This window comes from Bradyrhizobium embrapense (assembly GCF_001189235.2).
Taxonomy (GTDB): Bacteria; Pseudomonadota; Alphaproteobacteria; order Rhizobiales; family Xanthobacteraceae; genus Bradyrhizobium; species Bradyrhizobium embrapense.
Genome location: NZ_LFIP02000001.1, coordinates 566143 through 591469 on the forward strand (window position 1 = coordinate 566143; position 25327 = coordinate 591469).

Below are 25327 nucleotides of genomic sequence, written 5' to 3' on the forward strand. Positions count from 1 at the left end.
CGATTGCGTCATTGCTGCAGGATTTCGGCGGCAGCACGGTCGAGGATTTTCGCGATGCGGCGCGCCTCGGCGGCATCGCAGCCGCGCTTCTGGCGCAGCGCGCTCTTCAGCGCATGACGGGCGCGGTGCACGTCGTCGGAAGCCTCGCCATCGAGATCGCTGACGCCGGCGAAGGCTTCGCGCACCTCGTCCATGCGGCGGCCGATCCGCGACAGCGCTTCGAGAATGGTGTCCGCGGTGGCGCGGTTCTCGGCGAGATGCGCCTTGCCCTGCTCGGTGATGCTGTAGAGCTTGCGCGCCGCATCCTGGGTGACGCTGGCATGGCCGATCTCCTCGAGGAAGGTCAGCGCCGGATAGATCACGCCCGGGCTCGGACTGTAGAAGCCGTCCGACCGCTCCTCGATCTTCTTGATCAGCTCATAGCCATGCGCCGGCTGCTCGCCGAGCAGCGCCAGGATGACGAGTTGCAGATCCTGCGACGAGAGCCGCCGCGATCCCGGAAAGTCGCCGCTGCCGCCCCGTCCAAAGAAGCCATGGCCGCCGCGGCCAAAGCGGTGACCGCCACGGCCGTGCCGGCCCATGGCGAAGAAGCCAAACCGGAAGCCGTCATCGTCCCGGCCGCCAAACATCGATCGTCTCATTTTCCGTTTCCTTACTGAAAACATATCTTACGATATATCGATAGATACTTTGGCGACAACCCACATTTTCGTGAGCTCCAGGGCAAATCGTCGGCCGGGACTGCCGGCTCACCCGAGACTTGTCGGCATTGGTGCAGCTGGCCTATGGCTTTGAAGTCGCCCAGTTCCATCGATTCATGCGCCCAAAAACCTTCGAAGCCCATTGCCTGCGCCTGCCCGCCGCCACCAAGGTCGTGCAATGGGAGGGCACATCGGTGTTCAAGGTCGGCGGCAAGATGTTCGCGCTGGCCGGCGGCTTCGTCGCGAGCACCGGCGGCTTCATGTTCAAGACCTCGAACATGGCCTATCAGCTTCTGATCGAGCAGGAACTGGCGCGGCCGGCGCCGTATCTGGCGCGCGCCAAATGGGTGCAATTGATCGGCAACGACGCCCTGCCCGACGCCGAGCTCAAGGCCTATCTCGGTCAGGCGCATGCGCTGATCGCATCCAAGCTGACGCGGAAATCGCGCAAGGCGCTCGGGCTCGACTGATCGGCGCGGCCGCGGTTCAGCCACCCAATGGCTTGTCGGAATCGCCCGACAGCAGTTTCGGAAACAGCTCCTTGAAGGCGAACTTGTCGTCGCCCTTGGCACGCTCGAAGCGCAGCACGACGTCGAAGCGGCTGCTCTCCCATTTGGTCGGCGGCTTGCCCTTGCTGACCGGGATCAGCGGCAGGATGTCGGCGATGATCGCCTTGTGCTCCCAGCACAGCAGCACGACACCCTTCAGCGCCAATATGGCCTTCATCAGCGCCGGCTCATCACCCTTGCCGAAATCTTCGTTCGGTGTGATGCCGCGACGTGCGGCGAGCGCCGAAATCGTCTCGGCGGGACGGCTCGACGGCGGCCGATCGGGCGTGGTGCCCGGCGTCGCGGCATAGATCGCATCGGGCTTGGCATAATCGCCGGTCGTCAGATCGGTACCGAACAATGCCGTCCATGCGCCGGCGCGCTGCCAGCCGCGGAGCACCAGCGACTCGGTATCGGACACACCGTCCGCGGTAAAGCCGGGTCCCGGCCAGGATTCGCCCGGCTTCTCGGCATGGCGGATGATGTAAAGCGTGAGCGCGTCCATGTCAGCCTCGCGTGACAATTGCATTGTTGCGAATAAATTCGGATAGGTTGACTCTATCGCAGATCCGGCTTCCGCTTCATGAACGGCGTCACAATCTGCGAAAACTCGCGCGATACTGCGCAGCCGGCACGCCAAGCCGTTCGGTGAACACGATGCGCATCCGGTCCGCCGAGCACGCGCAGTGCATGCGAGGCAGCAATGCGCGCGGTGTCGCTGCGGCATCGCGCAACCATGCGCGGTCTTCACGCTGCCGGAGGAATGAAGCTGTCATCGGAACAGGCGCAACCACGGCGCCAGGTGAAATGCGCTCATCAGCGCGTACATCGGGACCATGCCCTGCAACGAGAACGGTCCCTGCGTGGCACCACAGATCATCTCGGCCGGCGCCAGCGCGGCCACCAGCGCCATCGCGGCGAAGGTCGGCGCCGCCGCCAGCGACAGCCAGCGCGCGACCATGGCTCCGCGGCCGCTGATGCGGCCTTTCAACCAATCCTCACGTGTCTCTACTCCGGTCATCATTCGATCTCTCTGGAGATGATCCATGTCGCCATGTGCTAGGTTAGGATCGGTCTTCGGAGGGCAAGAGTGACAAGTGTGTCGGGATTCGAATGGATTCGCTGATTACGGCAGCGGCGCGCGCGCTCGCGGCGGGTGATCCCCTCGGCGCACTGAAACGGGTGGCCCTGCGCGACGATGCGCCGGCGCTGGCGCTGCGCGGCATCGCGATGGCCCGGCTCGGCGATTTCGCCCGCGCCAAGGAGCTGTTGCGGCGCGCGGGCCGCGGCTTCGGTCCGCGTGAAGCGGTCGCGCGGGCGCGCTGCGTGGTGGCCGAAGCGGAAATCGCGCTGGTGTCGCGCGACCTGTCATTTCCCAGCAAGAGCCTCGCCGCGGCGCGGGCAACGCTCGGGGCACACGGCGACGCGCTCAACGCCGCGCACGCCGGCTATCTCGAGATCCGCCGCCTGCTGTTGATCGGGAGCCTCGATGCGGCCGAGCGCATGCTCGATGACCTCGACCCGGCGCCCTTCCCGCCGGCGCTGCGGGTCGGGCATGAACTGGTGGTCGCCGGAATCGCGATGCGGCGGCTGCGGACCAAGCTGGCGCGCGAGGCGCTGGCACGGGCAAGGGATGCCGCACGGCGCGCCCGCATCGCCGCGCTTGCGGCCGAGGTCGAAAGCACCGCTCACCTGCTCGCCACGCCCGCGGCACGCCTGATCGCGCGCGGTCACGAGCGGCCTCTGCTGCTCGAAGAGGTCGAGGCGCTGATGGCATCGGAGGCACTCGTCGTCGATGCCTGCCGCTACGTCGTGCGCGACAGCGGCACCACGGTCTCGCTGACACGACGGCCGGTGCTGTTTGCGCTCGCCCGCGCGCTTGGCGAAGCGTGGCCGCAGGACGTCTCGCGTGCCACGCTGATCGCGCGCGCGTTCCGCGGCAAGCACGCCGATGAATCGCACAGGGCACGTCTGCGAGTCGAGATCGGACGGTTGCGCCGGGCCTTGCTGCCGCTCGCCGATCTCAGCGCGACGCCTGACGGCTTCGTGCTGGAGCCGCATGGCCGCCGCGAGGTCAGCGTGCTGGCACTGCCGGTCGAGGAGGAGCATGCGGCGGTGCTGGCCTTCCTCGCCGATGGCGAGGCCTGGTCGAGCTCGGCGCTAGCGGTGGCGCTGGGCGCGAGCCAGCGCACGGTGCAGCGCGCACTCGACGCGCTGGCCGCCACGGGCAAGGTGCAGTCGGTCGGCCGCGCCCGCGCCCGACGCTGGATGACGCCGCCGGTGCCGGGATTCACGACGACGTTGTTACTCCCTGCCCCGCTGCCGAACGGCTAGAATCAGGCAGCAATCAAAAGCGTTTTCGAGCGAAGTGGGTATCGGTTCGCGTGAAGAAAACGCGTCAAAACAGGAATCTGGAGCGCCGCATGAAGAAGTCCGAGGCCGAGATCATCCGGGAATATGCCTTCGAAGGCGTCGAGAGCGTGGGCGGCGTCAGCTTCGACGGCAAGCAGGTCTGGTTCGCGGCCGGAGGCCAGCTGATCGCCTTCGATCCCGACAGCGGCAATACCACCCGCACTCTCGATATCGCGGCCCATGCCGGCACCGCGTTCGACGGCAAGCACCTCTATCAGATCGCCGAGGACCGTATCCTGAAGATCGAGCCGAACAGCGGACGCGTGGTGTCCACGATCCCCTCGCCCGGCGGCGGCCGCGACTCGGGGCTTGCCTGGGCGGAAGGCTCGCTGTGGGTCGGCCAGTATCGCGACCGCACCATCGTTCAGGTCGATCCGGAAACCGGCAAGGTTTTGCGCACCATCGAAAGCAACCGGTTCGTCACCGGCGTCTCCTGGGTCGATGGCGAACTCTGGCACGGCACCTGGGAAGAGGACCAGAGCGACGTCAGGCGGATCGATCCGCAGACCGGCGAGGTGATGGAACGGCTCGAGATGCCGAAGGGCGTGTTCGTCTCGGGGCTCGAATCCGACGGCAAGGACCGGTTCTTCTGCGGCAGCGGCTCGACCAACAACAAGGTGCGCGCCATCCGGCGGCCGAAACGCAGCCGCGCGTGAAGCAGAGGGCTTGACACGCGCACCAGCCTCACGCTGGCACCGGCACCGCCGCGGGCCGCGCCGCCATCGGCCGGAAGGTCATCATGATCAGGAACGCGCCGAGGCCGACGGCCCAGGAGCCGACATAGAGCCACGTATAGCTCGCGAAAGTGTCGTAGATCAGGCCGCCGGCCAACGGACCAGTCGCCATGCCGAGGCTGCCGGCCATCGCTGTGCCGCCGATCACGGTGCCAAGCATCCGCAGTGGGAAATTCTCGCGGATCAGCACGGAATACAGCGGCATGGTGCCGGCATAGATGAAGCCGAAGATCGCCGCGACGGCGTAGAACGCGGCAAGCTCGCGCACGAAGACGTAGCCGAGCGCGCCGAACGCCTGCGCCAGCAGCCCCAGCACCAGCACGCGCTTGGCGCCGAAACGGTCACCGAGCAGGCCGAAGGCGATGCGGCCGCCCATGCCGGCGAGCCCTTCCACGCTGTAGATCGTCACCGCCGCGACCATCGGAATGCCGCAGGTGACCGCGTAGCTCACCGTGTGGATGATCGGTCCGGAATGGGTGGCGCAGCAGAAGAAATTGGTCGCGATCAGGATGATGAATTGCGGCGAGCGCAGCGCCTGCGCCAATGACATCGGCGGCTCACCGCTCGTGCTCGCCACTTCAGCATGGCCGCCATGCAGCGCCGGCGGACGGCGCACCAGAAACGAGACCGGGATCATGATCGCGCCGACCACGCCTGAGATGATCAGCATCGACGTCCGCCAGTCCTGATGGGAGATCAGCCAGGCCGCGAGCGGCGACATCGTCATCGGCGCCATGCCCATGCCGGCCGACACCAGCGAGACGGCAAGGCTGCGATGGGTGTCGAACCAGCCGGTGACGCAGGCCATCATCGGGGCGAAGATCGCGGCCGTCGCCGCGCCGACCAGCGCCCCGAACAGAAACTGAAATGCCAGCAGCGACGGTGCCTGGCTTGCCAGTGCGAGGCTCGCCGCCAACACGACCGATCCGGTCAGCACCACCGGGAGCGGCCCGAAGCGGTCGGACAGCGTGCCCCAGATCATGCTGGTGAAGGCCATTGCGAGGAAGCCGATCGTCATCGCGCTGGAGATGCCGGTCACCGACCAGCCGGTCTCCCGCGCCATCGGCTGCAGGAACACCGGCAGCGAAAACATGCCGCCGATCGCGACGCAACCAAGCAGGCCGCCGGCTGCGACAATCACCCAGCGATAGGTCGAGTTGGTCATTCCAGAGCTCCCATGCAGTGCGTTCCGGCTGAAAGACGAACGGACCGGCCTGGAACCGACAGCCACCGCGCGCGCCAGCTCATTTTTTTCGAAGTCGGAAGGCCGCAGCAGTTGAAACGCGATCATGGTGTCGGGCGGCCCCGCGACGGGAGGGGTTCCTTTTTGCGCGCCGCCGGTGTTTCCTCCATCACGGCGGAGAACGGGCATGCAGGGATCGCTGGGAGAGAAGATCGGCGATGGACTTTTCGCTGATGTCTACGCTTGGGCGCCCGGTCAGGTCGTCAAGCTGTCCAAGCCAGGTATCCCGCAATGGGTCGTCCAGCACGAGGCGCAAATGACCCCCGCGGTCTTCGCCGGCGGCGGCCCAGCGCCGGAGGTGCTCGGCGAAGTTGCCCTGGACGGGCGCTTCGGCATCGTGCTGCCGCGGTTCGATGGGCCGACCCTGATGCAGGCTACGCGCACCGGCGCCGTCACGCATGAACAAGCTGGCGCAATCCTTGCGGCGCTCTGCCTCGCCGTTCACAAGACGCGGCCACCGCCGGACGCACTCTCGTTGCGCGAGGCAATGGACGCCCGATTGCGGTTCGGCGGCAGCGTACTTCCGGAGCGCATCACCACTGGCGTCCTCGCGCTGATCGAGCACCTCGCAGCCGATGACGTGCTGTGCCATTCCGATCTTCACCCCGGCAACGTGATCATGACAGCGCAGGGTCCGAGACTGATCGACTGGCTCGGCGCGACCCGCGCGCCTGCCGCCTACGAGATTGCGCAGTGCCATGTCTTGCTCGCCGAGCTTGGCCCGGACTACGCCGACGATCCGGTGCGGGCCACGGTCAATTCGGCTCTGCAGGCGGAGTATGCGCGGCTGGCCGGCATGCCCCCTGCGGCGCTGACCGCGGCGATGCAGCCCTATTTGCCGATCGTCCGCGTCTTCCTTCTGCTCGGCGGGGCCTTGCCCGAGATGCGGGAGCGGCTGATCCAGCGCGTCGAGGCGGCCCTGCGCTCGGAAGACTGAATTGTGCTTCGCGTGGTGGAGCTTCTAGTCTCGCGCAGGTCGACCTAGCTGACGCCGGCCCAGGGTCCGCCACGGGTCACAAGACGATATCCCAGACGTCAGATTGGGTGTCGGCTTCGCCCCTGAAAGCGGGCGTCGGGCGTGCTGTCAGCGACCAGCCAGATTGCATCCAGGCTGCGGCGTTATGGCGCCGAGCGCACGGACCTGCACCAGTTCCGTCCCTTGCGTCCTGGCGATGAACATGTTCATCGCCACGTGATGATCCTGGCGGAGTGTCACCGGGCCGGTCGGCGATGCAATGGTGAGGCCGGCCATCGCGTCGATGATGGCCTCCTTGTCGAGCTTGCCGGCCTTCTCGGCCGCGGCCTTGAGCGCGATCAGGGTGTTGTAGTGCGTCATCACATAGTTCGACACCGCGACGCCGGGGTTCGCGGCAGCGCGGGCCTTCGCCACGAACGCCCTGACCGCGGGATCCGCGCTCGCCGCGACCGCCGGCACCACCGTGACCATGTTCTGACCCTTGCCGCGGAAGATGCCGAGATCGACCTCGGACAGTCCGAGGAAGGCCACGGTCATGTCCTTCAGCAATCCGGCCTCGTCGGCCTGCCGGATAAAGTCCATGCCGTCGCCCTTCAGCGCAAACAGCAGCACCTTCGCCTTGCTCGCCGCGATCTCCCTGATCAGCGGCGAGAAATCGGACTCGGTCCCCAGCGTATATTTGGTCTCGACCACCTTGCCGCCGAGCCGCTCGATCAAGGGCTGCGCGATGCTGAACATCTGATGCGGCCAGACCCGGTCGGCGCCGAGCAGGAAATACGTGTCGCCGTAGGTCTGCGTCATGTAGGGCAGCAGCTGGCCGAGTTCCTGGTTCGGCACCGCGCCGAACGAAAACAGATAGCGGCTGCATTTGCCGCCCTCGTAATTGGTGGCGTAGAGCAGCGGCGTCTTCGAACTCTCGGCAAGCGGCACCAGCGCATTCAGGTTGCGCGAGGTGATCGGACCGACCACCGCCAGCACGCCGTCTTTCTCGACCAGCGAACGCATCGCCTCGGCGGCCGACTCCGGCCGCGTCTTGTCGTCGGCATAGATCACCTCGACCGGCCTGCCGAGAATGCCGCCCGCGGCGTTGATTTCCCCAGCGGCGAGATCGAGCCCGAGCCTGGCCTGCTGACCGTAGAGCTCGACGCCACCGGAAAACGGCAACACCGCGCCGATACGGATCGGTTCGGCGGGGTCAGCAGCACGTGACGGCTGAAGCGTCGCGCCGCAGAGCACCAGTGCGAGCGTGATGCAGGTGATCGAGCCTGATGCCATGTGCGCCTTCCCTTCGAGCAGAATACAACGATGCTTGATCGAGATTATCGGCGCGGCGCTGAAGAATTCGTCAAGCGCACCTCGTTTGCGTCACATTCGATGCTATGCTCGTCATGCGCGTCGAGACATCTCCGCGCCTTCCCCAGGGCTTCAGGCTTATCGAGCAGCCCGCATCAGCGGGGCGCCGGCTTGCGCCTTGTGACGATTGATGAAAGGACATCTCTTGAACAGTCGCTTCGTCCTGATCTCCGGCTGCTCCGGCGGCGGAAAATCGACCTTGCTGGCCGAATTGCGCGGACGCGGCTATCCGGTCGTCGAGGAGCCTGGCCGCCGCATCATCACCGATGAGCTCGCATCCGGCGGCACGGCGCAGCCCTGGATCGATGCGGCGGCTTTCCTTCGGCGCGCCATCGACGTCGCGCTCAAGGACATGGCGGAGGCCAACGCCTATTCCGGATGGGTGTTCTTCGATCGCGGCCTCATCGACGCCGCATCCGCGCTGGAGGCATTGACGGGCGAGCCGGTGCTGCATCCGGTCTGCTCCAACCATCGCTACCACGCGCGCGTGTTCATGACGCCGCCATGGCCCGAGATCTACGTTAACGACGCTGAGCGACGGCACAGCTTCGAGGCAGCGACGGCGGAGTATCAGCGGCTGATGGAGACCCTTCCCAGGCTGGGCTACAACGTCATCAGCCTGCCGAAGATATCGCCGTCGGCACGCGCAGACTTCGTGCTGACAACGCTCGGCGGCGTCGAACTGCAAGCGACATGATGACACTCCTAGAACAACGTCCCGCCTCGGAATCTGAACTCCTACGCGATGGCCGGTTGCACCGTGGCGAAAATGCGGAACGACGCGGCGCGTATACAGCGCGTTACAATTTGGTACGGCAGCGCGGTGCGCCGGCACGCCGCCGCCGCAGCCTCAGGCCTTCTTCGAATCGCCGCGCGTGTGATTCAGCAGATTGTCACGCAGCCTGACCACACTCTTCTGCACGATCGGAAACTCGTCGCCGAGCCCGGTGGCCTCGACCAGCGACGCGTTGATCTCCTTGTCGAGCAGGCGCCGGCCGGCTGCCGTCAGGCTCACCCGCACCTGCCGCTCGTCGGCGGGATCTCTGACGCGGCTGATGTAACCGCTCTGCTCCAGTTTCTTCAGGATCGGCGTCAGCGTGTTGGATTCCAGGAACAGCTTCTCGCCGAGCTCGCTCACGGTCTGGTCGTCGGCCTCCGACAGCGCGATCAGGGCAATGTACTGGGTGTAGGTCAGGCCGACCGCGTCGAGGATCGGCTTGTAAGCGCGGCCGAAGGCCAGATTGGCCGAATAGACCGCAAAGCATAGAAAATTCGAGAGTTTTCGGCCTTTGGCCTCGGCCTTGGGGGAGCGGGTCACGGGCGCCTCCGGAGTTTGTGAAGTCCCAATCCATATAAATCGTATCCGATTAAATCGGAAGTGCTTGACATAGTCCAGTGCCGGAACTAATTCAACGCGCATCCGATTAGATCGGATACGATCTAACTTTATCCAAAAGGAGCGCATCATGACTGCCAATGCCAAGGTCCTTGTCACCGGAAAGACCCACGTCACCGCCGGCCCGAACGGCGCCGCCCGCTCAGGCGACGGCTTCCTCGACGTCAAGCTGCCGCAGCCGCACCCGGCCGCGGAGAACCTGTTCGCCGCCGCCTGGTCGGCTTGCTACATCGGCGCGATCCAGCTCGCCGCCGGACAGCGCAAGGTCAAGCTGGCGAGCGAGCCCGAGGTCGATGCCGAGATCGATCTGAACCAGGCCGGCAGTTCGTTCTTCCTGAGCGCACGCCTCAACGTCCGCGTTCCCGGCGTCGAGCGCGAGGTTGCGCAGCAGCTGATCGAAGCCGCGCACGGCATCTGCCCCTACTCCAAGGCAGTCCACGGCAACATCGACGTCGCGACCACCCTTCTCTGAAGCAGAGAGATGACGACCACCGACGCGGGCCGGCGCCTTGCCGGTTCGCGGTCGGGCACGTCCGGAAGACAAACCCAGGAGTTGAAGATGACGCGCAAGCTGATGATTGCGACGCGCCTGGTCGCAAGAGCAGCCCTGATCGTTGGAAGTTTCCTGACGACACCGACTGCCCAAGCTCAACCGCCGGCCGACTTCACGCGAACCGATTTGCAGCACCACGACCTCAGCGCGCCCGGACGCGAAGCCGTCCAGGTGCGTGTCGATATCGCGCCCGGCAAGGCATTCGGCCGCCATACGCATCCCGGCGAGGAGATCATCTATGTGCTCGCCGGGACGCTCGAATATGATGTCGACGGCAGAGCGCCGGCAACGCTGAAGGCGGGCGACGTGCTGTTCATTCCCGCAGGCACGATCCATGCGGCGAAGAACGTCGGCAACGTCACCGCCAGCGAGCTTGCGACCTATATCGTCGAGAAAGACAAGCCGCTGCTGACCCTCGTGAAGTGAATGTCGCCGGCCCGCCCCTTTCCGGGGGCGAGCGCGACGACGTCAGGTTCACTTGGTGCCCTGGGCTTCGGCCTGCCGCATCGGCCGCGCGTTGAAGATCAGGAAGCTGATCGCGGCCATGATCCATACGCCGATGCCGCCATAGAGCATCACCCAGCCAAAGCCGCTGGCCAGCGCCTGGTGTACGACAGCCCCTGTCAGTTCGGGCGCGGATACGGCATCGCCGGCCGCGATCCGTTCCACGATGACGCGAAGCTGCGCGCCATCCAGCGCGGGCAATACGGCCTTCAGATGCGCCAGCACGCCGCTCGCCAGGATGAAGCCCATCAAGGCGATGTTGACCGAAAGCGAGACCATCCGCGCGCTCATGTCGATGCCGGAGGCCATGCCGGCGCGGTCGCTCGAGACCGAGCCCGTCGTCGTGTTGGTCACCGGCGTATTGGTGATGCCGAGGCCAATTCCGGCGATCAGACAACCCGGCAGCATCGTCAACCAATCGGGCTGCGCGGCGGCGCTGCCGAACTTCATCAGCATGAAGCCGATGCCGATGGTGAACAGCCCCGCGGGGATGATCAGGCCGGGCTGATAGCGCAGCGACAGCCGCTCGGCGAAGGGCGGCATCACCAGCGTCGGCAGCGTGTAGGCCAGCAGCGCAAGGCCGGCGGACACGCTGTCATAGCCAAGGCCGGCGTGAAACCAGATCGGCAGATAGATCATGAACGGCCAGTAGCTGAGGTTCATCGCGGCCGAGCCGACGATCGAGCCGGAGAACGCCGGGATCCGAAACACCGAAAAATCGAACATCGGACGCCGGCTGATTCTTTCGGCAACCAAGAACGCGATGAAGCTCAGTGCGGAGACACCGAGGATCGCGAGCCCCTTCGGGCTGGCGAAGCCGAGATCCGGCCCCTGCGTGATGTAGAAGGCGAGGCAGAACACCGCGAGCGACATCGTGACGATGCCGGCAACATCGAGGCTGCTCGCCTTCGGGTCCTTCGATTCATGGACGCCGCCGATCGTGAGCACGAACGCGACCGCTGCGAACAACACATGGACCAGGAACACCCATTCCCAGCTCAGCAGCGCGACGACGGCGCCGCCGATGATCGGCCCGAAGCCGAGACCGATGCCGAAGATCACGCCCCACCAGCCCCAGGCAACGGCGCGTACCCGCCCGCCCTGGAATTCGTGCGACAGCACGGCGATCTGGCAGATCAAAAGCGCGCCGCCGCTCAGCCCCTGCAGCAACCGGGCGATGATCAGCATTTCGACGCTCGAGGCGACACCGCAGATCAGCGAGGTGATGCCGAACGCCGCGATCGCGACCAGGAAGATGCGCTTCCGCCCATAGCGATCAGCGATCGTCCCGATCGCCATCAGCACCGTGGTCACCGCGATCGTGTAGGCGTTCATGATCCATTGCAGCGACTTGAAGTCGGCATGCAACACCCGCTCCAGCGTCGGCAGGATCGCGGGGATGCTGGATATCTCCAATCCGAACATCAGGCAGGCAAGGCATACGGCGGACAACACGACAGCGCCGCGGCGGCTCAGTTCAGTAGACATGATCAGGCCTTTTGTTATGGCAAGCCAACGGGATACCGCACGCTGTTGCCAGGGTGCTGGCAGCAGCGACGGTCGATCGACTCACGATGTATTGAGGCAGCAACGGCAGGAATCGGGTGGCCGCGGCGCTTCACGGCCAAAAGCTAATCACGGCTTGAGCATTGTTGAATTGGATGACTAGATATTTCAGAGACAACAATTCCGGATGACTGACATGACCACCCTCGACGTCGACGCCGTGAAGGCTTTCGTGACCATCGCAGATCTCAAGAGCTTCACACGCGCCGCCGACGCGCTCGGCACCACGCAAGGGGCGATCAGCGTCAAGCTGAGGCGGCTGGAAGACCGGGTCGGCCAGAAGCTGGTCGAGCGAACCCCGCGGCTGGTGCGCCTCTCGGTGCAGGGAGCCGCATTCCTCGAGTCCGCGCGCGCCTTCCTTGCCGCACACGATCGCGCGGTCGCCGGGCTGTCGTCCGTTCGCCGCCGCTTCTCATTGGGGATCGCGACCCACGTCGGCGCGCCCGAGCTTCCGACCTTGCTGGCGCGGCTCAATGCGCATGATCCGGCACTGACGATCGAGGTCCGGCTCGACGATGCCCGTGACCTGCTGGAGGCCTTCGATCGCGGGACGATCGACGCAGTGATCGTGTTCCGGGATGACGATCGGCGCGACGGCGAGGTTCTGGGACCCGATCATTTCGGCTGGTTCGCCACGCCGAACTTTGTCCATCGCAAGGGCGAGCCATTTCGATTGGCGGCCTCCTCGCCGTCTTGTGGAATCCTCAACACCGCGACCCATGCGCTCGACACGGCAGGGTTGCCGTGGACCGAAACCTTCCTTGGCTGCGGAGCCTTTGCCGTCGCCGAAGCCGTCTCGGCTGGCCTTGCGATCTCGGTGTTCTCGCGCCGGGTCGTCCCGCCGGGCGCGGTCGAGGTCACCGAGAAGTTCGGCCTCCCCGCGCTGCCTCCATCCGAGATCATGCTGCTGTCGAAATTGTCGGACGCGAAGTCGCGTGCGACGCTGAAAACGTTGGCGAGCGCCTTTCGCGAACATCACCGTCCGCCTGCGGATCGCCCGGCACGGGATCTCCGCATCGTCACCGAAGCGGCCGGGTCCTGATCGATTGGCGCGCCCTACCCGCTACCGCCGCGCGTGGCCGGCTCGCCTGCCCTCGAACAGCGCGCGCTCCGACACCAGCGCCTTGGCCAGGAAATCGAGCGTGGCGCGGATGCGCGCGGTGCGTTTGATATCGTCATGCGTCAGCAGCCACAGCGCCGAGCGCGGCTCGGCGAGCGCCTTCGGTGTCAGGCGGCGCAGCGCCGGCGCGGGATCGCCGACATAGCAGGGAAGCAACGCAAGCCCCAGTCCCGCCGCCGCCGCATCGCACAGCGCCGGAAGCGCATCGACGCGGCAGGCGAAGCGCGCCGGGCGCAGGTTGTCGCGCATCCAGCCGGCGATCACGGTCCCCGCCAGCGCATCGTCGAGCCCGACCCAGTCGTGTGCCGACAGATCCTTGTCATTGCGCCGCGCGAGATAGGCCCGCGATCCGTAGACCGCATGCGCAATATCGGCGACGCGCCGTCCGACCAGCAGTTCGGACGGCGCCGGCGTCGGCCGGATCGCGATCTCGGCCTCGCGGCGGGTCAGATTCGCCATCGCATTGGAGATGATGATTTCCGGCTCGATCTCCGGATGCGCAGCGCGCATCGCGGGCAGATGCCGCATCAGCACCGCGCCGAGCGTATCGGTCGTGGTGATCCGGACCGGGCCTGATGGCCTGAGGTCCTGTCCCGCCAACCTGCGCTCAAGCGCGAGTACCTCATCCTCGAGCCGCGCCGCCGAAGCCGCCGCTGTCTCGCCGGCCGGGGTCGGCGCGTAACCATCGCGGAAGCGCTCGAACAGGCGTGTTCCGATCGCTGCTTCGATCGTGCCGAGGCGGCGGAACACGGTCGAATGCGTCACGCCCAGTCTGCGCGCTGCCCCGGATAGGCTGCCCTCGCGCGCTACCGCGAGAACGAGGCGAAGATCATTCCAGTCGAGCGGGCTGTGCATTTTTGCAAACTCGGTTCGCAGAGTTGGCGAATACCTTATCACGAACGGACAAGCCATCTTCCCGAAAAGTTCGGCCGACGGGCGCACCTCGAGTGCCGCACCGGCGACGCGGAGGAGCTGGCAGGTGACAAGCGAAACCACCGAGACGTTGCAGCTGCACGACACAAGGCCGGCAACGGTCGACCCGCGGCGATGGCTGGCGCTGCCCGTGCTTCTTACCGGCGCCTTCCTGCCGATCCTCGATTTCAACGTCGTCAACCTCGCGCTGCCGGCCATTCGCGACGATCTCGGCGCCACCCCAGGCGAAGTGCAGTTCGTGATCTCGGCCTATGCTGCGACCTACGCAGTGTTCCTGATCACCGGCGGCCGGCTCGGCGACCTGCTCGGCCGGCGGCGCATGTTCCTGACCGGCGTCGCCGGCTTCACGATCGCGTCGGTGCTGTGCGGCATCGCATGGTCGCCGGACGTGCTGGTCGCCGGGCGAATCCTGCAAGGCCTCACCGCGACCGTGATGGCGCCGCAGGTGCTCGCCTCGATCCGCGTGCTGTTTCCGGCGGCCGAACAGGGCCGCGCGCTCGGCTTCTATGGCGCAACGTTCGGTCTTGCCAACATCTGCGGCCAGGTGCTCGGCGGCGTCCTGGTCTCGGCCCATCCGTTTGGCCTCGCCTGGCAAGCGATCTTCCTGATCAACGTGCCGATCGGCCTTGCCGCCTTCATTGGCGGACTGCTGTTCCTCACGGACTCGCGCGCCGAGCATGCGCAGCGGCTCGACGTCGGCGGCGTCATCCTGCTCTCGTTGACGCTGGGCTTGCTGGTCTATCCGTTGATCGAGGGCCGGGAGTCCGGCTGGCCTATCTGGATCGTCGCAATGCTGCTGGCCTCTCCGCTGATGCTCGCCGCCTTCGTCCGCTTCGAGGCGCGCCTCGCAAGGCGCGGCGGCAACCCGCTGGTCGCGCTTCACCTTCTACGCAACAGCGATTTCGTCATCGGGCAGGTGATGGCGCTCGCCTTCTACATGCTGTCGTCGTTCTACCTCACCTTTGCGGTCTACCTGCAAAGCGGGCTGCATTTTTCCCCGCTGGCAGCCGGCCTCGCCACCCTGCCCTTTGCCACCGGCTTCTTCGTGAGTTCGCTGGTGTCGTCGCTGGTGATGCAGTGGCTCGGCGCGCGCACGCTGACGCTGGGCTTTGCGGTCCAGGTCATCGGCTTCGGTGTCGTGATGCTGTCGGTTAGTGGCATGTTGCCACAAAGCGCTGAATTCGGCCTGATCTGCGGCGGGCTCGGCTTCGGCACCGTGATGCCGTCGGTGATCAAGGCCGTGATCGGCAGCATCGAGCCGCGTCACGCCGGGCTGGCATCCGGGATGATGATCTCGACCTTCCAGATCGGCGCCGCACTCGGCGTCGCCATCATCGGCGGCATCTTCTACAGCCTGCTCGGACCGCATCCGCAGGCCGGCGATTACGCACACGCCTTCACGATCGCGCTCGGCTGCAATGTCGCGCTGCTGGCGCTCGGCGGCTGGCTATCGCTGTGGCTGCCACGCGAGCCGGCGGCAGGCTGAGATCGCAGCGACCGATGGTGAATGCCATGAAGCTCATGATCAACGGTCTCTGGCGAGGCGATGTCGATCCGACGCCCGAACTCAAGGCGCAACAGATGATCCATGCCGGCCGCTTTCGCGACCGCATCACCGCAGACGGTGCGTCGGGTTTCCGCGCCGAGCCGCGGCGCTATCACCTCTATGCCTCGCCGGCCTGTCCGTTCTCGCACCGGGTCCTGATCGTGCGCGCGCTCAAGCAACTGGAGGACATCGTCGGCCTCTCCGTCCTGCATCCGCATTGGGACACGCCCGACGGCTGGAGCTTTGCGGACACCGCCCTGTCGACCATCGACAATGCGGACAACGGCTTCCTGCATCTGCACGAGGCCTATCGCGCCTCGGCACCGAACTATACCGGTAAGGTCACCGTTCCGGTGCTGTGGGATCGCCACTCCCGCCGCATCGTCAGCAATGAATCGGTCGAGATCGCAGCAATGCTGAACGACGCATTCGATGCGATCACCGGCGATCGCGTTCTCGATCTCTGCCCGGCCGAGCTGAAGCCCGCGATGGACGACCTGAACGGCGAGATCGCACGCCGCTTGTCGGTCGGCGTCTACGCGGTGGCCGGCGCGACGCATCAACGCGGATACACCGCCGCGATGGATCAGCTATTCGGCTTTCTCGACGAGCTCGACGACCGGCTAAGCGATGGCCGCCGATTTTGCCTCGGCGAACGGCCAACGCTGGCCGATGTCCTGGTCTATTCGACGCTGGTGCGCTTCGATGCCGTGTACAATCCGCTGTTCCGCGCAAGCCGCAGGCGGCTCGTCGACTATCGGCACCTGCCGGATTTATTGAGGCGCGTCCACGCCCTTCCCGGCGTCGCTGCCACGCTGCGTTACGACCATATCCTCACACACTACTACGACGGCGATTGGGCGATCGCGACCCGCCGCGGCATCGTGCCGGAGCTTCCGGAGATGAATTGGCTTGCCCCGCACCGGACATGACGAATGGGAGAATGCCCATGAGCACACCATTGTACGACGCCTCGGTTCCGGTGTTCCGGCAGATGCTCGACGCGCTTGCCAATCTTCTGCGCAAGGGCGAGGCCCACGCCCGCGAACGCGGTCTCGATCCCGATGCCATGCTCGCGGCGCGGCTGGCGCCGGACATGCTGACGCTGGTCGGTCAGGTGCAACGGGCCAGCGATCACGCCAAGGGCGCCGCCGGGCGGCTCGCCGGTCTGAAGCCGCCGCCCTTTGCCGACGGCGAGCAGCGCCTCGCCGAGGCCTACGCAAGGATATCGCGAACGCTCGACTACATCGACACGGTCCCGATTCGGGCATTCGAGCGGGCGGCGGAACGGGTCATCACCTTGCCCTTCGGCGTCCCGCCAATGCCGGCAGCGCGCTATCTGTACGGCTTCGCGCTGCCAAGCCTGTTCTTCCACGTCACGACCGCCTACGCCATCCTGCGCCATCGCGGCGTGCCGCTCGGCAAGCGTGACTTCCTCGGCAACTACCTCTCGGAATGATTTCTATTTCTTCGCGACCTCGCGCAGCGTGGTGTAGACCCACTCCGCCCCCTGCTTGATCGCCTCGACGCCGATCCGTTCGTCGTTGCCATGCATCCGGCTCAGGATGTCGTCGTCGAGCGGATAGGGATAGATGCCGTAGACGGGTACGTTGCGCTCGCGCCAGGCGGTGGCGTCCGTCCCCGCCTCGAACATCGTCGGCACCAGGACGGCGTCTTTCCAGATCCGCTTCGCGTTGCGGTCCAGCGCCGCATAGAGCTCGGTATTGATGGGCGACGCCGGGATCCTGGAGCGCGTCAGATAGGCGTCCCGCGCGTCCTGTTGCGACAGCGACGTCACGATGCTGACCTCGATGCCGGGGTCGCCGATCACCCGCTTGATCTCCTCGATCATCTGATCCGTGGTGCTGCCCGGCAGCAGCCGCGTGTTCACCACCGCCTTGGCGTCGCCGGGGATGACGTTGGGCTTGATGCCGGCGTCGATCATGGTGATCACCATGGTATCGCGCAGCAGCGCGTGCAGCAGCAGGCTGTCCTTGGGATTGTCGGCGACCAGCTTCCTTCCCGCGGCATCGCGATCGCCCTGGTCCTTCGCAGCCAAGAGCTGCCTGATATCGGCTGCCGTCTGCTCCGAGCTGATCGGAAGCAGCGCCTTGAAATAGGCTTCGGTCGCCGGCACCAGCTTGACGGCCGGATCATGTGCCGCGAGCTTCGCCAGCGCCGCGATCAGGCGGTCGTTGGCCATCGCCCCCGCCGGGAACGGCCGTGAGGAATGACCGGAGGGACCGGTCGCCTTCAACGCAAACGTCGCCGAGAGCTTCTCTGCCGTCGTGATATTGATCTGGCGCACCGTGCCGTCGCGCTCCTGCAGCACATAGCCGCCTTCGTTCAGCGCGAATTCGGCGTCGATCTTGTCCCAATGGTTCTTCGCCAGCCACACCGTGCTGTATTGGCCTTGCTCCTCGTCGGCCTCGGCGAGGAAGATCACGTCGCGCGACAGCGGCGTCTTCTCCTCGGCAAGCCGCATCACCGCGCTGGCGAAGACCGCGAGCCCGCCCTTGAAGTCCATCGCGCCGCGCCCGTAGACGAAGCCGTCCTTCTCGACGCCGGCGAACGGCTCCACGGTCCATTTCTCGCGCTCGACCGGAACCACGTCGGCATGCGCGGCGAGCAGCACCGGCTTCCGCGAACCGTCGCCGCGCAGCCGCGCAATAAAATGTGCGGCCTTGCCGTTTGGGGCGACGAAGATGTCGACCTCGGCGCCGAGCGGCGCGAATTGCGATTTCAGATATTCGGCAAGTGCCCGCGTATCGCCCGGACCATTCGACGTGTCGAAGGAGATCAGCTTCTTGAGCAGCTCAACCGTGCGGTCGCCCGGCTGCTCGGCGTGTGCATCTCCCGCTCCGGCACAGCACAGCAATGCAGCAAGAGCAAACGCAGCGAAGCGGGTCTTGGTCGACGGCACCATGTTCTTCTTCCTCCCTTATCTGGATTTGAAGCAGGATAACTTGCGCCGCCTACCTCAGCGAGTCCCTGCGCTCAGGAAGTTCTGGGGAACATCACCTTCAGCATCGCGGCCGCGAGCAACGTCGTCACGGCGAGGCCGGTCGAGAGATAGAGCGCGCTGGCATCGCCGTAGCGGTCGATCACGATTGCATAGACCAGCGGCGCCGCCGCGGGCAGGATGAAGCTCGGGACGATCAGCCGGCCGACCAGCGTGCCGTAGCTGCGGTGATCGAACAGGATCAGCGGCAGCGTTCCCCTGGTGATGGTCAGAATGCCGTTGCAGGCGCCGTAGAGCAGCGCGAAGGCGATTCCCATCTCCTTCGCCGTTCCGCTGAACAGGCCGGCGATGAACGACAGCGGCATGATCAGGCAGGCCATCAGGTTGAGCGCCAGCGGATCGAGCCGTGCACCGAACAGGATCTCGCAGAGCCGCGCGGCGGATTGCCCGATGCCCCGGAGCGTTGCGATCCATACCGCCACGGTGATGGTGAGCCCGAGGCCGGTGAGCACCGCGATCATATGCGCGGACATGCCTGCATTGAGGAAGTTCGCACCGGTCATGATCACGGCGTAGAGCCCGCCGGCCGCCGCAAGCCGCGGACCGCCGGCGGCGCGCGGTTGCCTGGATGCCGGCGCTGCCGAACCCGACACGACGGCAAACCGCTTGTTCGGGATCAGCAGATGCAGCGGGATCGTCAGCAGTGCAAAGCCCGCATAGACCAGCACTGCGATGCGCCAGCCGAACTGTTCCGAAAGCATATGGCCGAGCGGCCAGAATACGGTGGCCGCCAGGCCACCGAGCAAGGTGATCCCGGACATCGCGCGGCGCGCTTCCGGTCCGCCGATCCGGGCCAGCGCCGCAAATGCCGCATCATACAGCGTCAGCCGCATGCCGAGGCCGAGAACGATCCATGACGTGAAGTAGGTGTCGATCTTGTGCGAGATGGCGAGACAGGCGCAGCCGAGCGCGTTGATCACGGCACCTGCGACCATGACCTCCCGGCCGCCACGGCTGTCCACCCATCTTCCCGCAAGCGGTGACGCCACGCCCATGACCAGCAGCGCCGCGGCAAAGCCGCCGTAGACAATGTCGCGCCCCCAGCCGAGATCCGCGGCGATCTGCTCGCCGAAGCCGCCGATCAGATAATAGGTCGCGCCCCACGAGATCAGTTGAGCCAGCCCGAGGGCGGCCACGACCCGGCGTGCGATCAACGCGCCGTTTCCGTGTCTGGCGGGAGCGTGGAGGCCCCCGGTCCAAGCGGCCGCTGCATCAGCACGGTGTCGACCCACTGCCCGAGCTTGAAGCCGACCGATTTCAGCGTCCCGACCATCTCGAAGCCCATGCGACGGTGCAGCGCGATCGATCCGACGTTGCCGCTGTTGCCGATCACGGCGATCATTTGCCGCCAGAGCCCCGCTTCCGCGCGCGCAATCAGCTCTTGCAGCAGCGCCAAGCCGATGCCGCGTCCGCGCAGCCCGTCGGCCACGTAGACCGAGTCCTCGATGGTGTGGCGATAGGCCGGCCGCGGCCGGTACGACGTCGCATAGCAATAGCCGACCACACGGCCATCCATCTCGGCCACCAAATATGGCAGCCCCGCCGCCAGCACCGCGGCACGGCGGCTGCGCATCTCGTCCGCCGTCGGCGGCACCTCCTCGAAGGTCGCGAGCCCATTGAGCACGTGATGGGTGTAGATGCCCTGCACGTCAGCCATGTCGCCGTCGGTCGCGTCGCGGACCACGACGCCGTTGATGCCTGCCATCACCTGTCTTCCTGCCTTGAGCCGTCAATGTTGCCCGAGCATGCGCCACGGCATTATATAAGTGAAGCTTTGATTGGTTATGCGTAGTATAAAAGATTCTTTGATGAAGAACCTCAACCTCGACTATCTCGAAAGCTTCGCCGTCGTAATCGACAGCGGTAGCTTTTCTGCCGCCGCCGAGCGATTGCAGCTCACGCAGCCGGCGGTGAGCCTGCAGGTGCGCCAGCTTGAGCGCAGCCTGAATGCGATCTTGATCGAGCGGGTCGGACGACGCGCCCGGCCGACCGCGGCCGGCGTTGCCCTGCTTTCGCACCTGGACCAGATCAACGCGGCCGTAACGTCGGCGGTCGACGCCGTCGCGCAGCAGACGGCGGGAACCGCAGGCCGTGTGCGGCTCGGTACCGGCGCGACCGCCTGCATCTTCCTCCTGCCACCGATCCTGAAGGAACTGCGGGCCACCATGCCCTCGCTCGAGATCACGGTGACGACGGGCAACACAGCGGAGATCTCGCGGGCCGTCGAAGACAACACGATCGACATCGCGCTCGTCACGCTGCCGGTGTCTGGGCGCAGCCTTGAGATCACGCCGGTCATGAACGATGAGTTCGTGCTGATCGCGCCCCGCGACATGAAGCTGCCGGCGCGGATCACGCCAGAGGTGCTGGCGACCCGGCCGGTGCTGCTGTTCGAGCCCGGCGGCAACACCAGGCGTACCGCGGATGAATGGCTGGCGCGTGGCGGTGTGTCGCTGAAACCGTTGATGTCGCTCGGCAGTGTCGAGGCGATCAAAGAGATGGTGCGCGCCGGACTCGGCTGCGCGATACTGCCCGAGATGGCGGTGCCCGCCAGGACCATTCAGCGCGACCTGAACCTCCGGTCGCTATCGCCAAGGCTCTACCGCCGGCTCGCGGTCGTGATCCGTCGCGACAAGCGCCTCGACCGCGGTCTCCGGCAAACGCTCTCGGCGCTGAAGACACTCTCGGTAGCGAAGGACAATGGCCGCTAAAGCGCGATGAGATTCGGTTGAATAACCTTCGCGCTTTAGCTCCTTGTTTGAGCATGATCTTTTCGGAAAACCGCTTCGCACTTTTCCGGGGAAAACGCCGCGCGTCCTCCCTGCTCCACCCGTCAAGTCGCCTTGCGTTCCTGCTCCGCGATCTTGCGGAACGCGGCCTCGCCGGCGTCGGTCACGGCCGCCCACTTCGCGTTCGGCGCGGTCTCCACCTCGTAATTGTCGTGCCAGTTCCACCATTTGTAGGTCGGGCCCTGCGGATACCCCTTGGGCGAGTCCTCCCAGAGTTCCTGGCGGCCGAACGGCGTGATGTCGAGATAGCTCCACACCGTACCCATCGCTTCATCGCCGCGGCTGTTGACGAGATAGGTGCGGAAGATCCGCTCGCCGTCACGGACGAACACGTTGTGGCCGTGCCACTCGGCAACGCCGAAGTCGGCGTCAAAGCTGTCTGTTATCGTGTACCACGGCATCTCCCACTCCATCCGCGCCTTCAGCCGCGCGATGTCGGCCTGCGGCGCGCGCGAGGCGTAGGCCAGCGTGGTGTCGCGCTGGTTCAGGTGGGAGAGATGGCTGACCTGGTCGGCGCCGAGCGAGCAGCCCCGACAGGCGTGATCCGGCCAGCCGAACACGCCGGGCTCGAAGAACGCGCGGTAGACGATCAGCTGCCGGCGGCCCTCGAACAGGTCGAGCAGGCTCGCCTTGCCGTTCGGCCCCTCGAAGACATACGGCTTCTCGACCGCCATCCAGGGCATCCGCCGCCGCTCAGCAGCAAGCGCGTCGCGCGCCCGCATTTGCGCCTTCTCCTTCACCAGCATCTCCAGCCGCGCCGCCTCCCACGCCTCCCGCGACACCACCGGCGGCGTCTGCATTGCCGCCAGTCCGCCGCGATCGTTCTCGGCCGATTTGGTCATGATGATCTCCATCTTTCGAATTGGACGAACTCCGCGACCACGACGCAGTTCCCGCGCCGAGGCCGTTCGTCATTGGCCATGCCGCAGTCTGACGCGGCGGCAGCGAATGATGGGAGTGACAAGTGTGTCGGGATTTCGCGCACGCACCCCATCGCTTCGATCTCCTTGCATTATACTTGCACATTGCAATTATTTGTGCGAGCCTCGCCGCCATGAAGCAAACCTTGGCCCCTGCATCCGATGATGCCCTGAAGCTCAGCGCCTGGCTCCCCTATCGCCTGTTCCTCGTCGCAGCCCAGGTCGCCCGCCCACTCGAGAGCTTCTACAGCGAGACGTTCGGACTGAGCCAGGCTGGCTGGCGCATCCTCGCCGTGATCGCCGAGCGCGATGCGGCCAACGCCTCCGAGATCGGCCGCGCCTGCGCGCTCGATCCGTTCGCGGTCAGCCGCGGCATCGGCCAACTGGTCGAGCTCGGCTTCGCGGTGCGCCGTCCGGGCAAGACCGACCGCCGCTTCGCGGCGGTGAGCATCACCCGCAGCGGGCGGACCGCGTTCAACAGGATCGCCGCCTTGGGCAGCGCGATCGAGGCGCGGCTGCTTGCGCGCCTGTCGGACAGCGAGCGGACAACTCTCGATTCCGCCCTCACCCGGCTCGAGGGCGAAAGCGCGCGGATCGACGCCGTCGGCTGGCGCGCGCTGCTCGACGACGCTGCAACGCCGTGACGGCCGCACTGTTCGCGCTGACCGCACTGCTCTGGGGTGGCGGCGCGCTGGCAACCGCGATGCAGGCCGGCGTCACGCCCGCGCCGTGGTCGGTAGCGCTGCGCATGGTGCTCGCGGGCCTCATCCTGGTCGGTTACAGCCGGCTGCGCGGCGTGCCGCTCGCGATCCCGCGCAAGGACCGGCTGGCCGTCGCGTTGCAGGGCCTGCTGTTCTTCGCCATCGCCTTCATCGCGTTCTATGAAGCGACCGCGCGGATGCCGAGCGGCCTTGCGGCGCTGGTACTGTCGACCTCGTCGCTGTTCGCGGCCGTGATCGCGCGAGCCGCGCTCGGTGTGCCGATCTCGTCGAGCTTCGTATGGGGCGCGCTGTGCGGCATCCTTGGGCTCGCGATCATCTTCCTGCCCGGCACCACCGCGCATGGCGTCGCGCCGCTCGCGGGTCTGGCCTGGGCACTTGCGGCGGCGATCGCGACCGGTGCCGGGACAACGGTCGGCGCGCGCAACCAGCGCGCCGGACTGCCCGTCGTCGCCGTGCTCGCCTGGGGCGCTTTCATCGGCGCCGCGGCGAGCGCGCTCTGGGCCGTCGCAACTGGAACGCCGTTTGCCGCCGATCTGTCGCTGTCCTACGGGCTGAGCTTCCTCTACCTCGCCGTCGCAGCCTCCTGCATCACCTTCATGCTCTATTTCGAACTCGTCCGCCGTCTCGGCCCCGGCCGTGCGGCGTACACGCTCGCACTGGTGCCGCTCGTCGCGCTGGTGCTGTCGGCGCTGTTCGAGCACCTTGCGCTGGGCTGGCCGGTGCTCGCCGGCGCCGCCGCGATCCTCGTCGGCAACGTGCTGGTGCTGGCGCGGGGCTAGACGTGCCTGCCTGATTGCGCAGCCTCTGCAATTGACGACCGGATGATGTCTGACTAAGGTCAGACATATGCTCGACCCGGTTTCCCGCGTCCGCCGCTTCAACCGTGCCGTCACCTCCGCGGTCGGCGCGCTCGACACCTCGTTCCTCGGCCGCGGCCGGCCGCTCGGCGCGGCGCGGGTGCTGAACGCGATCGGGCACGGCCGCGCCGACGTCGGCGACATTAGGGATTATCTCGGGCTCGATTCCGGCCTCATGAGCCGCCTGTTGCGCAGCCTCGAGGACGAGGGACTGATCGAGACGAGCGCGCACGGCGACGATGCGCGCCGGCGCATCGCGAAGCTGACCCCAGCGGGCAGACGCGAGTTCAACGCCTACGAGGCGATTTCCAACCGGCAGGCCAAGGACTTCCTCAGAGATCACACCCAACGCGAGGCGCTGCTGGCGGCGATGGATCTGATTGCCTCGGCGCTCGGGCGCGACGGCACTGCCCTGCACGAGATGGACCCGCGCAGCGAGGCGGCGCGCTACTGCCTCGGCGAATATTACGCCGAGCTCGCCCGGCGCTTCAAACAGGGGTTCGACGTCAAGCTGTCGCGCGATCCCAATGCCAAGGACATGGTCCGGCCCCGCGGCAGTTTCATCGTGGCGATGTCGGACGGCCTGCCTATCGGCTGCGTCGGGCTGAAAGGCACGAGCGGCGAGTACGCGGAGATCAAGCGGCTCTGGGTCGCGCCAGCCGCGCGCGGGCTCGGCCTCGGCCGCCGCCTCATGGACGCCGCAGAAAGCGCCGCCCGCGAACTCGACATCGCGGTGCTGCGGCTCGATACCAACAGCGCGCTGGCGGAAGCCGGCCAGCTCTATCGCAGGACCGGCTGGACCGAGATCCCGCGTTTCAACGACGATCCCTACCCCGACCTTTTCTTCGAGAAGCATCTCTGAACGACGCATCTCGCGGGGCCCCTGCTTGCGCGTGTTGTCCAGCGCCGTGAGCTGGCCTATGACACCGGCATGACCATCCGCCCCGTCGTCCGTTATCCCGATCCCCGGCTTGCGCTCCCGGCTGAGCCGGTCGACCTGTTCGACGACGCGCTGCGCGAGTTGGCGGCCGACCTGCTGGAGACCATGCATGCGGCGCCGGGCATCGGCATCACCGCGCCGCACATCGGTGTGCCCCTGCGCGTCGTGGTGCTCGAGCTCGATGCCGGCGAAGGGCCGCGGACCTATGTCAATCCGCAGATCATCTGGGCCTCATCGGAAATGATCCTGCACAAGGAAGGCAGCGTCTCGATGCCCGGGGTCGACGACGAAGTCGAGCGCCATGCGCGCGTCCGCATCCGCTATCAGGATCTCGACGGCAACATGCAGACCGAGGAGTCGGACGCGCTGCGCGCGGTGTGCCATCAGCACGAGATCGATCAGCTCGACGGCGTGTTCTGGATCAGGCGGCTGTCCCGCCTGAAGCGGGAGCGCCTGATCAAGCGGTTCGAGAAGATCTCGCGCACGTAACTC

General features: G+C 66.1%; 27 protein-coding genes and 1 pseudogene. 16 read left to right on the forward strand and 12 right to left on the reverse strand.

Features of this window, described 5'->3' with window-relative positions:
- Positions 1–8: 8 nt before the first annotated feature.
- Complete coding sequence (locus AKN83_RS03050; protein WP_050406495.1) at positions 9–629, reverse strand: PadR family transcriptional regulator; 621 nt, start codon at positions 627–629, stop codon at positions 9–11.
- A 188-nt stretch (positions 630–817) separates the two neighbouring features.
- Between AKN83_RS03050 and AKN83_RS03055 the strand changes: the two genes are divergently transcribed.
- Positions 818–1171, forward strand: a complete 354-nt coding sequence (locus tag AKN83_RS03055; RefSeq protein ID WP_050406609.1) for an MmcQ/YjbR family DNA-binding protein — start codon at positions 818–820, stop codon at positions 1169–1171.
- A 16-nt stretch (positions 1172–1187) separates the two neighbouring features.
- Here the strand turns inward: AKN83_RS03055 and AKN83_RS03060 are convergent, their stop codons facing one another.
- Together AKN83_RS03060 and AKN83_RS03070 are read right to left on the reverse strand one after the other, a co-directional pair.
- Positions 1188–1754: a hypothetical protein gene (locus AKN83_RS03060; RefSeq protein WP_050406496.1), complete on the reverse strand. Its 567-nt coding sequence runs from the start codon at positions 1752–1754 to the stop codon at positions 1188–1190.
- Between the two features lie 267 nt (positions 1755–2021).
- Positions 2022–2231 (reverse strand): annotated as a pseudogene (locus AKN83_RS03070) (hypothetical protein); the annotation flags it as partial.
- Between the two features lie 131 nt (positions 2232–2362).
- Between AKN83_RS03070 and AKN83_RS03075 the strand changes: the two are divergent.
- Together AKN83_RS03075 and AKN83_RS03080 are read left to right on the forward strand one after the other, a co-directional pair.
- A complete protein-coding gene (locus tag AKN83_RS03075) occupies positions 2363–3583 on the forward strand; it encodes a helix-turn-helix domain-containing protein (RefSeq protein ID WP_050406499.1) in 1221 nt (406 codons plus the stop codon).
- Between the two features lie 89 nt (positions 3584–3672).
- Positions 3673–4317, forward strand: a complete 645-nt coding sequence (locus AKN83_RS03080) for a Vgb family protein (protein WP_050406500.1) — start codon at positions 3673–3675, stop codon at positions 4315–4317.
- 28 nt (positions 4318–4345) lie between these two features.
- On the opposite strand, the gene AKN83_RS03085 is transcribed toward AKN83_RS03080, so the two are convergent.
- Positions 4346–5560 (reverse strand): MFS transporter, encoded by a 1215-nt coding sequence (locus tag AKN83_RS03085; RefSeq protein WP_050406610.1) that lies wholly within the window; start codon positions 5558–5560, stop codon positions 4346–4348.
- Positions 5561–5765: 205 nt separating this feature from the next.
- On the opposite strand from AKN83_RS03085, the gene AKN83_RS03090 reads away from it, so the two are divergent.
- Complete coding sequence (locus AKN83_RS03090) at positions 5766–6575, forward strand: aminoglycoside phosphotransferase family protein (RefSeq protein ID WP_050406501.1); 810 nt, start codon at positions 5766–5768, stop codon at positions 6573–6575.
- A 147-nt stretch (positions 6576–6722) separates the two neighbouring features.
- Here AKN83_RS03090 and AKN83_RS03095 read toward each other — a convergent pair whose 3' ends face one another.
- A complete protein-coding gene (locus AKN83_RS03095) occupies positions 6723–7889 on the reverse strand; it encodes a substrate-binding protein (RefSeq protein ID WP_050406502.1) in 1167 nt (388 codons plus the stop codon).
- A 208-nt stretch (positions 7890–8097) separates the two neighbouring features.
- On the opposite strand from AKN83_RS03095, the gene AKN83_RS03100 reads away from it, so the two are divergent.
- Positions 8098–8664 (forward strand): AAA family ATPase, encoded by a 567-nt coding sequence (locus AKN83_RS03100; RefSeq protein ID WP_050406503.1) that lies wholly within the window; start codon positions 8098–8100, stop codon positions 8662–8664.
- Positions 8665–8817: 153 nt separating this feature from the next.
- Here AKN83_RS03100 and AKN83_RS03105 read toward each other — a convergent pair whose 3' ends face one another.
- Entirely contained in the window at positions 8818–9285 is a 468-nt protein-coding gene (locus AKN83_RS03105; RefSeq protein WP_050406504.1) for a MarR family winged helix-turn-helix transcriptional regulator, read from the reverse strand.
- Between the two features lie 148 nt (positions 9286–9433).
- Here AKN83_RS03105 and AKN83_RS03110 point away from each other — a divergent pair, with 148 nt between their 5' ends.
- Both AKN83_RS03110 and AKN83_RS03115 read left to right on the forward strand, forming a co-directional pair.
- Positions 9434–9835 carry an Ohr family peroxiredoxin gene (locus tag AKN83_RS03110; protein WP_050406505.1) on the forward strand — a complete coding sequence of 134 codons (402 nt, stop codon included), beginning with the start codon at positions 9434–9436 and terminating at the stop codon, positions 9833–9835.
- 102 nt (positions 9836–9937) lie between these two features.
- A complete protein-coding gene (locus AKN83_RS03115) occupies positions 9938–10342 on the forward strand; it encodes a cupin domain-containing protein (RefSeq protein WP_050406611.1) in 405 nt (134 codons plus the stop codon).
- 48 nt (positions 10343–10390) lie between these two features.
- Here the strand turns inward: AKN83_RS03115 and AKN83_RS03120 are convergent, their stop codons facing one another.
- Complete coding sequence (locus AKN83_RS03120; protein ID WP_050406506.1) at positions 10391–11908, reverse strand: MFS transporter; 1518 nt, start codon at positions 11906–11908, stop codon at positions 10391–10393.
- Positions 11909–12122: 214 nt separating this feature from the next.
- On the opposite strand from AKN83_RS03120, the gene AKN83_RS03125 reads away from it, so the two are divergent.
- Complete coding sequence (locus AKN83_RS03125) at positions 12123–13028, forward strand: LysR family transcriptional regulator (RefSeq protein ID WP_050406612.1); 906 nt, start codon at positions 12123–12125, stop codon at positions 13026–13028.
- Positions 13029–13049: 21 nt separating this feature from the next.
- Here the strand turns inward: AKN83_RS03125 and AKN83_RS03130 are convergent, their stop codons facing one another.
- Positions 13050–13961, reverse strand: coding sequence for a LysR family transcriptional regulator (locus AKN83_RS03130; protein WP_050406507.1), 912 nt, complete (start codon positions 13959–13961; stop codon positions 13050–13052).
- A gap of 124 nt (positions 13962–14085) precedes the next feature.
- Here AKN83_RS03130 and AKN83_RS03135 point away from each other — a divergent pair, with 124 nt between their 5' ends.
- Genes AKN83_RS03135 through AKN83_RS03145 form a run of 3 tightly spaced genes read left to right on the forward strand, consistent with a single transcriptional unit; the run spans position 14086 to position 17044 of the window.
- The gene (locus AKN83_RS03135) at positions 14086–15525 is read left to right on the forward strand and encodes an MFS transporter (protein WP_050406508.1); all 1440 of its coding nucleotides are present in this window, start codon (positions 14086–14088) and stop codon (positions 15523–15525) included.
- 26 nt (positions 15526–15551) lie between these two features.
- Positions 15552–16517, forward strand: a complete 966-nt coding sequence (locus AKN83_RS03140; RefSeq protein WP_050406613.1) for a glutathione S-transferase C-terminal domain-containing protein — start codon at positions 15552–15554, stop codon at positions 16515–16517.
- Positions 16518–16534: 17 nt separating this feature from the next.
- Positions 16535–17044 carry a DUF1993 domain-containing protein gene (locus AKN83_RS03145; RefSeq protein WP_050406509.1) on the forward strand — a complete coding sequence of 170 codons (510 nt, stop codon included), beginning with the start codon at positions 16535–16537 and terminating at the stop codon, positions 17042–17044.
- Positions 17045–17047: 3 nt separating this feature from the next.
- On the opposite strand, the gene AKN83_RS03150 is transcribed toward AKN83_RS03145, so the two are convergent.
- The 3 genes from AKN83_RS03150 to AKN83_RS03160 form a co-directional block, all read right to left on the reverse strand.
- Positions 17048–18511 (reverse strand): M20/M25/M40 family metallo-hydrolase, encoded by a 1464-nt coding sequence (locus tag AKN83_RS03150; protein WP_050406510.1) that lies wholly within the window; start codon positions 18509–18511, stop codon positions 17048–17050.
- Between the two features lie 71 nt (positions 18512–18582).
- On the reverse strand, positions 18583–19761 hold the full coding sequence (locus AKN83_RS03155; RefSeq protein ID WP_050406511.1) for an MFS transporter: 1179 nt from the start codon (positions 19759–19761) through the stop codon (positions 18583–18585).
- The gene (locus AKN83_RS03160; protein WP_050406512.1) at positions 19758–20312 is read right to left on the reverse strand and encodes a GNAT family N-acetyltransferase; all 555 of its coding nucleotides are present in this window, start codon (positions 20310–20312) and stop codon (positions 19758–19760) included. The genes AKN83_RS03155 and AKN83_RS03160 overlap by 4 nt, the downstream gene beginning before the upstream one ends.
- A gap of 103 nt (positions 20313–20415) precedes the next feature.
- Here AKN83_RS03160 and AKN83_RS03165 point away from each other — a divergent pair, with 103 nt between their 5' ends.
- Entirely contained in the window at positions 20416–21318 is a 903-nt protein-coding gene (locus tag AKN83_RS03165; protein ID WP_050406513.1) for a LysR family transcriptional regulator, read from the forward strand.
- A 122-nt stretch (positions 21319–21440) separates the two neighbouring features.
- Here the strand turns inward: AKN83_RS03165 and AKN83_RS03170 are convergent, their stop codons facing one another.
- Positions 21441–22238: a DUF899 domain-containing protein gene (locus AKN83_RS03170; protein ID WP_050406614.1), complete on the reverse strand. Its 798-nt coding sequence runs from the start codon at positions 22236–22238 to the stop codon at positions 21441–21443.
- Between the two features lie 212 nt (positions 22239–22450).
- On the opposite strand from AKN83_RS03170, the gene AKN83_RS03175 reads away from it, so the two are divergent.
- From AKN83_RS03175 to AKN83_RS03190, 4 genes are all read left to right on the forward strand, one after another.
- Positions 22451–22960, forward strand: a complete 510-nt coding sequence (locus tag AKN83_RS03175) for a MarR family winged helix-turn-helix transcriptional regulator (protein WP_050406514.1) — start codon at positions 22451–22453, stop codon at positions 22958–22960.
- Positions 22957–23817: a DMT family transporter gene (locus tag AKN83_RS03180; RefSeq protein ID WP_050406515.1), complete on the forward strand. Its 861-nt coding sequence runs from the start codon at positions 22957–22959 to the stop codon at positions 23815–23817. Before AKN83_RS03175 ends, AKN83_RS03180 begins: the two co-directional genes overlap by 4 nt.
- 67 nt (positions 23818–23884) lie before the next feature.
- A complete protein-coding gene (locus AKN83_RS03185; protein WP_050406516.1) occupies positions 23885–24757 on the forward strand; it encodes a bifunctional helix-turn-helix transcriptional regulator/GNAT family N-acetyltransferase in 873 nt (290 codons plus the stop codon).
- A 69-nt stretch (positions 24758–24826) separates the two neighbouring features.
- Positions 24827–25324, forward strand: coding sequence for a peptide deformylase (locus tag AKN83_RS03190; RefSeq protein ID WP_063695162.1), 498 nt, complete (start codon positions 24827–24829; stop codon positions 25322–25324).
- Positions 25325–25327: the final 3 nt, after the last annotated feature.

Bases quoted from the DNA above. Each gene is read 5' to 3' on its own strand.
- AKN83_RS03175 (WP_050406514.1), top strand. From the start codon at position 22,451: ATGAAGCAAACCTTGGCCCCTGCATCCGATGATGCCCTGAAGCTCAGC.
- AKN83_RS03100 (WP_050406503.1), top strand. From the start codon at position 8,098: ATGAAAGGACATCTCTTGAACAGTCGCTTCGTCCTGATCTCCGGCTGC.
- AKN83_RS03115 (WP_050406611.1), top strand. From the start codon at position 9,938: ATGATTGCGACGCGCCTGGTCGCAAGAGCAGCCCTGATCGTTGGAAGT.
- AKN83_RS03140 (WP_050406613.1), top strand. From the start codon at position 15,552: ATGAAGCTCATGATCAACGGTCTCTGGCGAGGCGATGTCGATCCGACG.
- AKN83_RS03190 (WP_063695162.1), top strand. From the start codon at position 24,827: ATGACCATCCGCCCCGTCGTCCGTTATCCCGATCCCCGGCTTGCGCTC.
- AKN83_RS03145 (WP_050406509.1), top strand. From the start codon at position 16,535: ATGAGCACACCATTGTACGACGCCTCGGTTCCGGTGTTCCGGCAGATG.
- AKN83_RS03050 (WP_050406495.1), bottom strand. From the start codon at position 629: ATGTTTGGCGGCCGGGACGATGACGGCTTCCGGTTTGGCTTCTTCGCC.
- AKN83_RS03075 (WP_050406499.1), top strand. From the start codon at position 2,363: ATGGATTCGCTGATTACGGCAGCGGCGCGCGCGCTCGCGGCGGGTGAT.
- AKN83_RS03080 (WP_050406500.1), top strand. From the start codon at position 3,673: ATGAAGAAGTCCGAGGCCGAGATCATCCGGGAATATGCCTTCGAAGGC.
- AKN83_RS03150 (WP_050406510.1), bottom strand. From the start codon at position 18,511: ATGGTGCCGTCGACCAAGACCCGCTTCGCTGCGTTTGCTCTTGCTGCA.
- AKN83_RS03060 (WP_050406496.1), bottom strand. From the start codon at position 1,754: ATGGACGCGCTCACGCTTTACATCATCCGCCATGCCGAGAAGCCGGGC.
- AKN83_RS03160 (WP_050406512.1), bottom strand. From the start codon at position 20,312: ATGGCAGGCATCAACGGCGTCGTGGTCCGCGACGCGACCGACGGCGAC.
- AKN83_RS03130 (WP_050406507.1), bottom strand. From the start codon at position 13,961: ATGCACAGCCCGCTCGACTGGAATGATCTTCGCCTCGTTCTCGCGGTA.
- AKN83_RS03055 (WP_050406609.1), top strand. From the start codon at position 818: ATGCGCCCAAAAACCTTCGAAGCCCATTGCCTGCGCCTGCCCGCCGCC.
- AKN83_RS03185 (WP_050406516.1), top strand. From the start codon at position 23,885: ATGCTCGACCCGGTTTCCCGCGTCCGCCGCTTCAACCGTGCCGTCACC.
- AKN83_RS03125 (WP_050406612.1), top strand. From the start codon at position 12,123: ATGACCACCCTCGACGTCGACGCCGTGAAGGCTTTCGTGACCATCGCA.
- AKN83_RS03170 (WP_050406614.1), bottom strand. From the start codon at position 22,238: ATGACCAAATCGGCCGAGAACGATCGCGGCGGACTGGCGGCAATGCAG.
- AKN83_RS03110 (WP_050406505.1), top strand. From the start codon at position 9,434: ATGACTGCCAATGCCAAGGTCCTTGTCACCGGAAAGACCCACGTCACC.
- AKN83_RS03120 (WP_050406506.1), bottom strand. From the start codon at position 11,908: ATGTCTACTGAACTGAGCCGCCGCGGCGCTGTCGTGTTGTCCGCCGTA.
- AKN83_RS03095 (WP_050406502.1), bottom strand. From the start codon at position 7,889: ATGGCATCAGGCTCGATCACCTGCATCACGCTCGCACTGGTGCTCTGC.
- AKN83_RS03165 (WP_050406513.1), top strand. From the start codon at position 20,416: ATGAAGAACCTCAACCTCGACTATCTCGAAAGCTTCGCCGTCGTAATC.
- AKN83_RS03090 (WP_050406501.1), top strand. From the start codon at position 5,766: ATGCAGGGATCGCTGGGAGAGAAGATCGGCGATGGACTTTTCGCTGAT.
- AKN83_RS03085 (WP_050406610.1), bottom strand. From the start codon at position 5,560: ATGACCAACTCGACCTATCGCTGGGTGATTGTCGCAGCCGGCGGCCTG.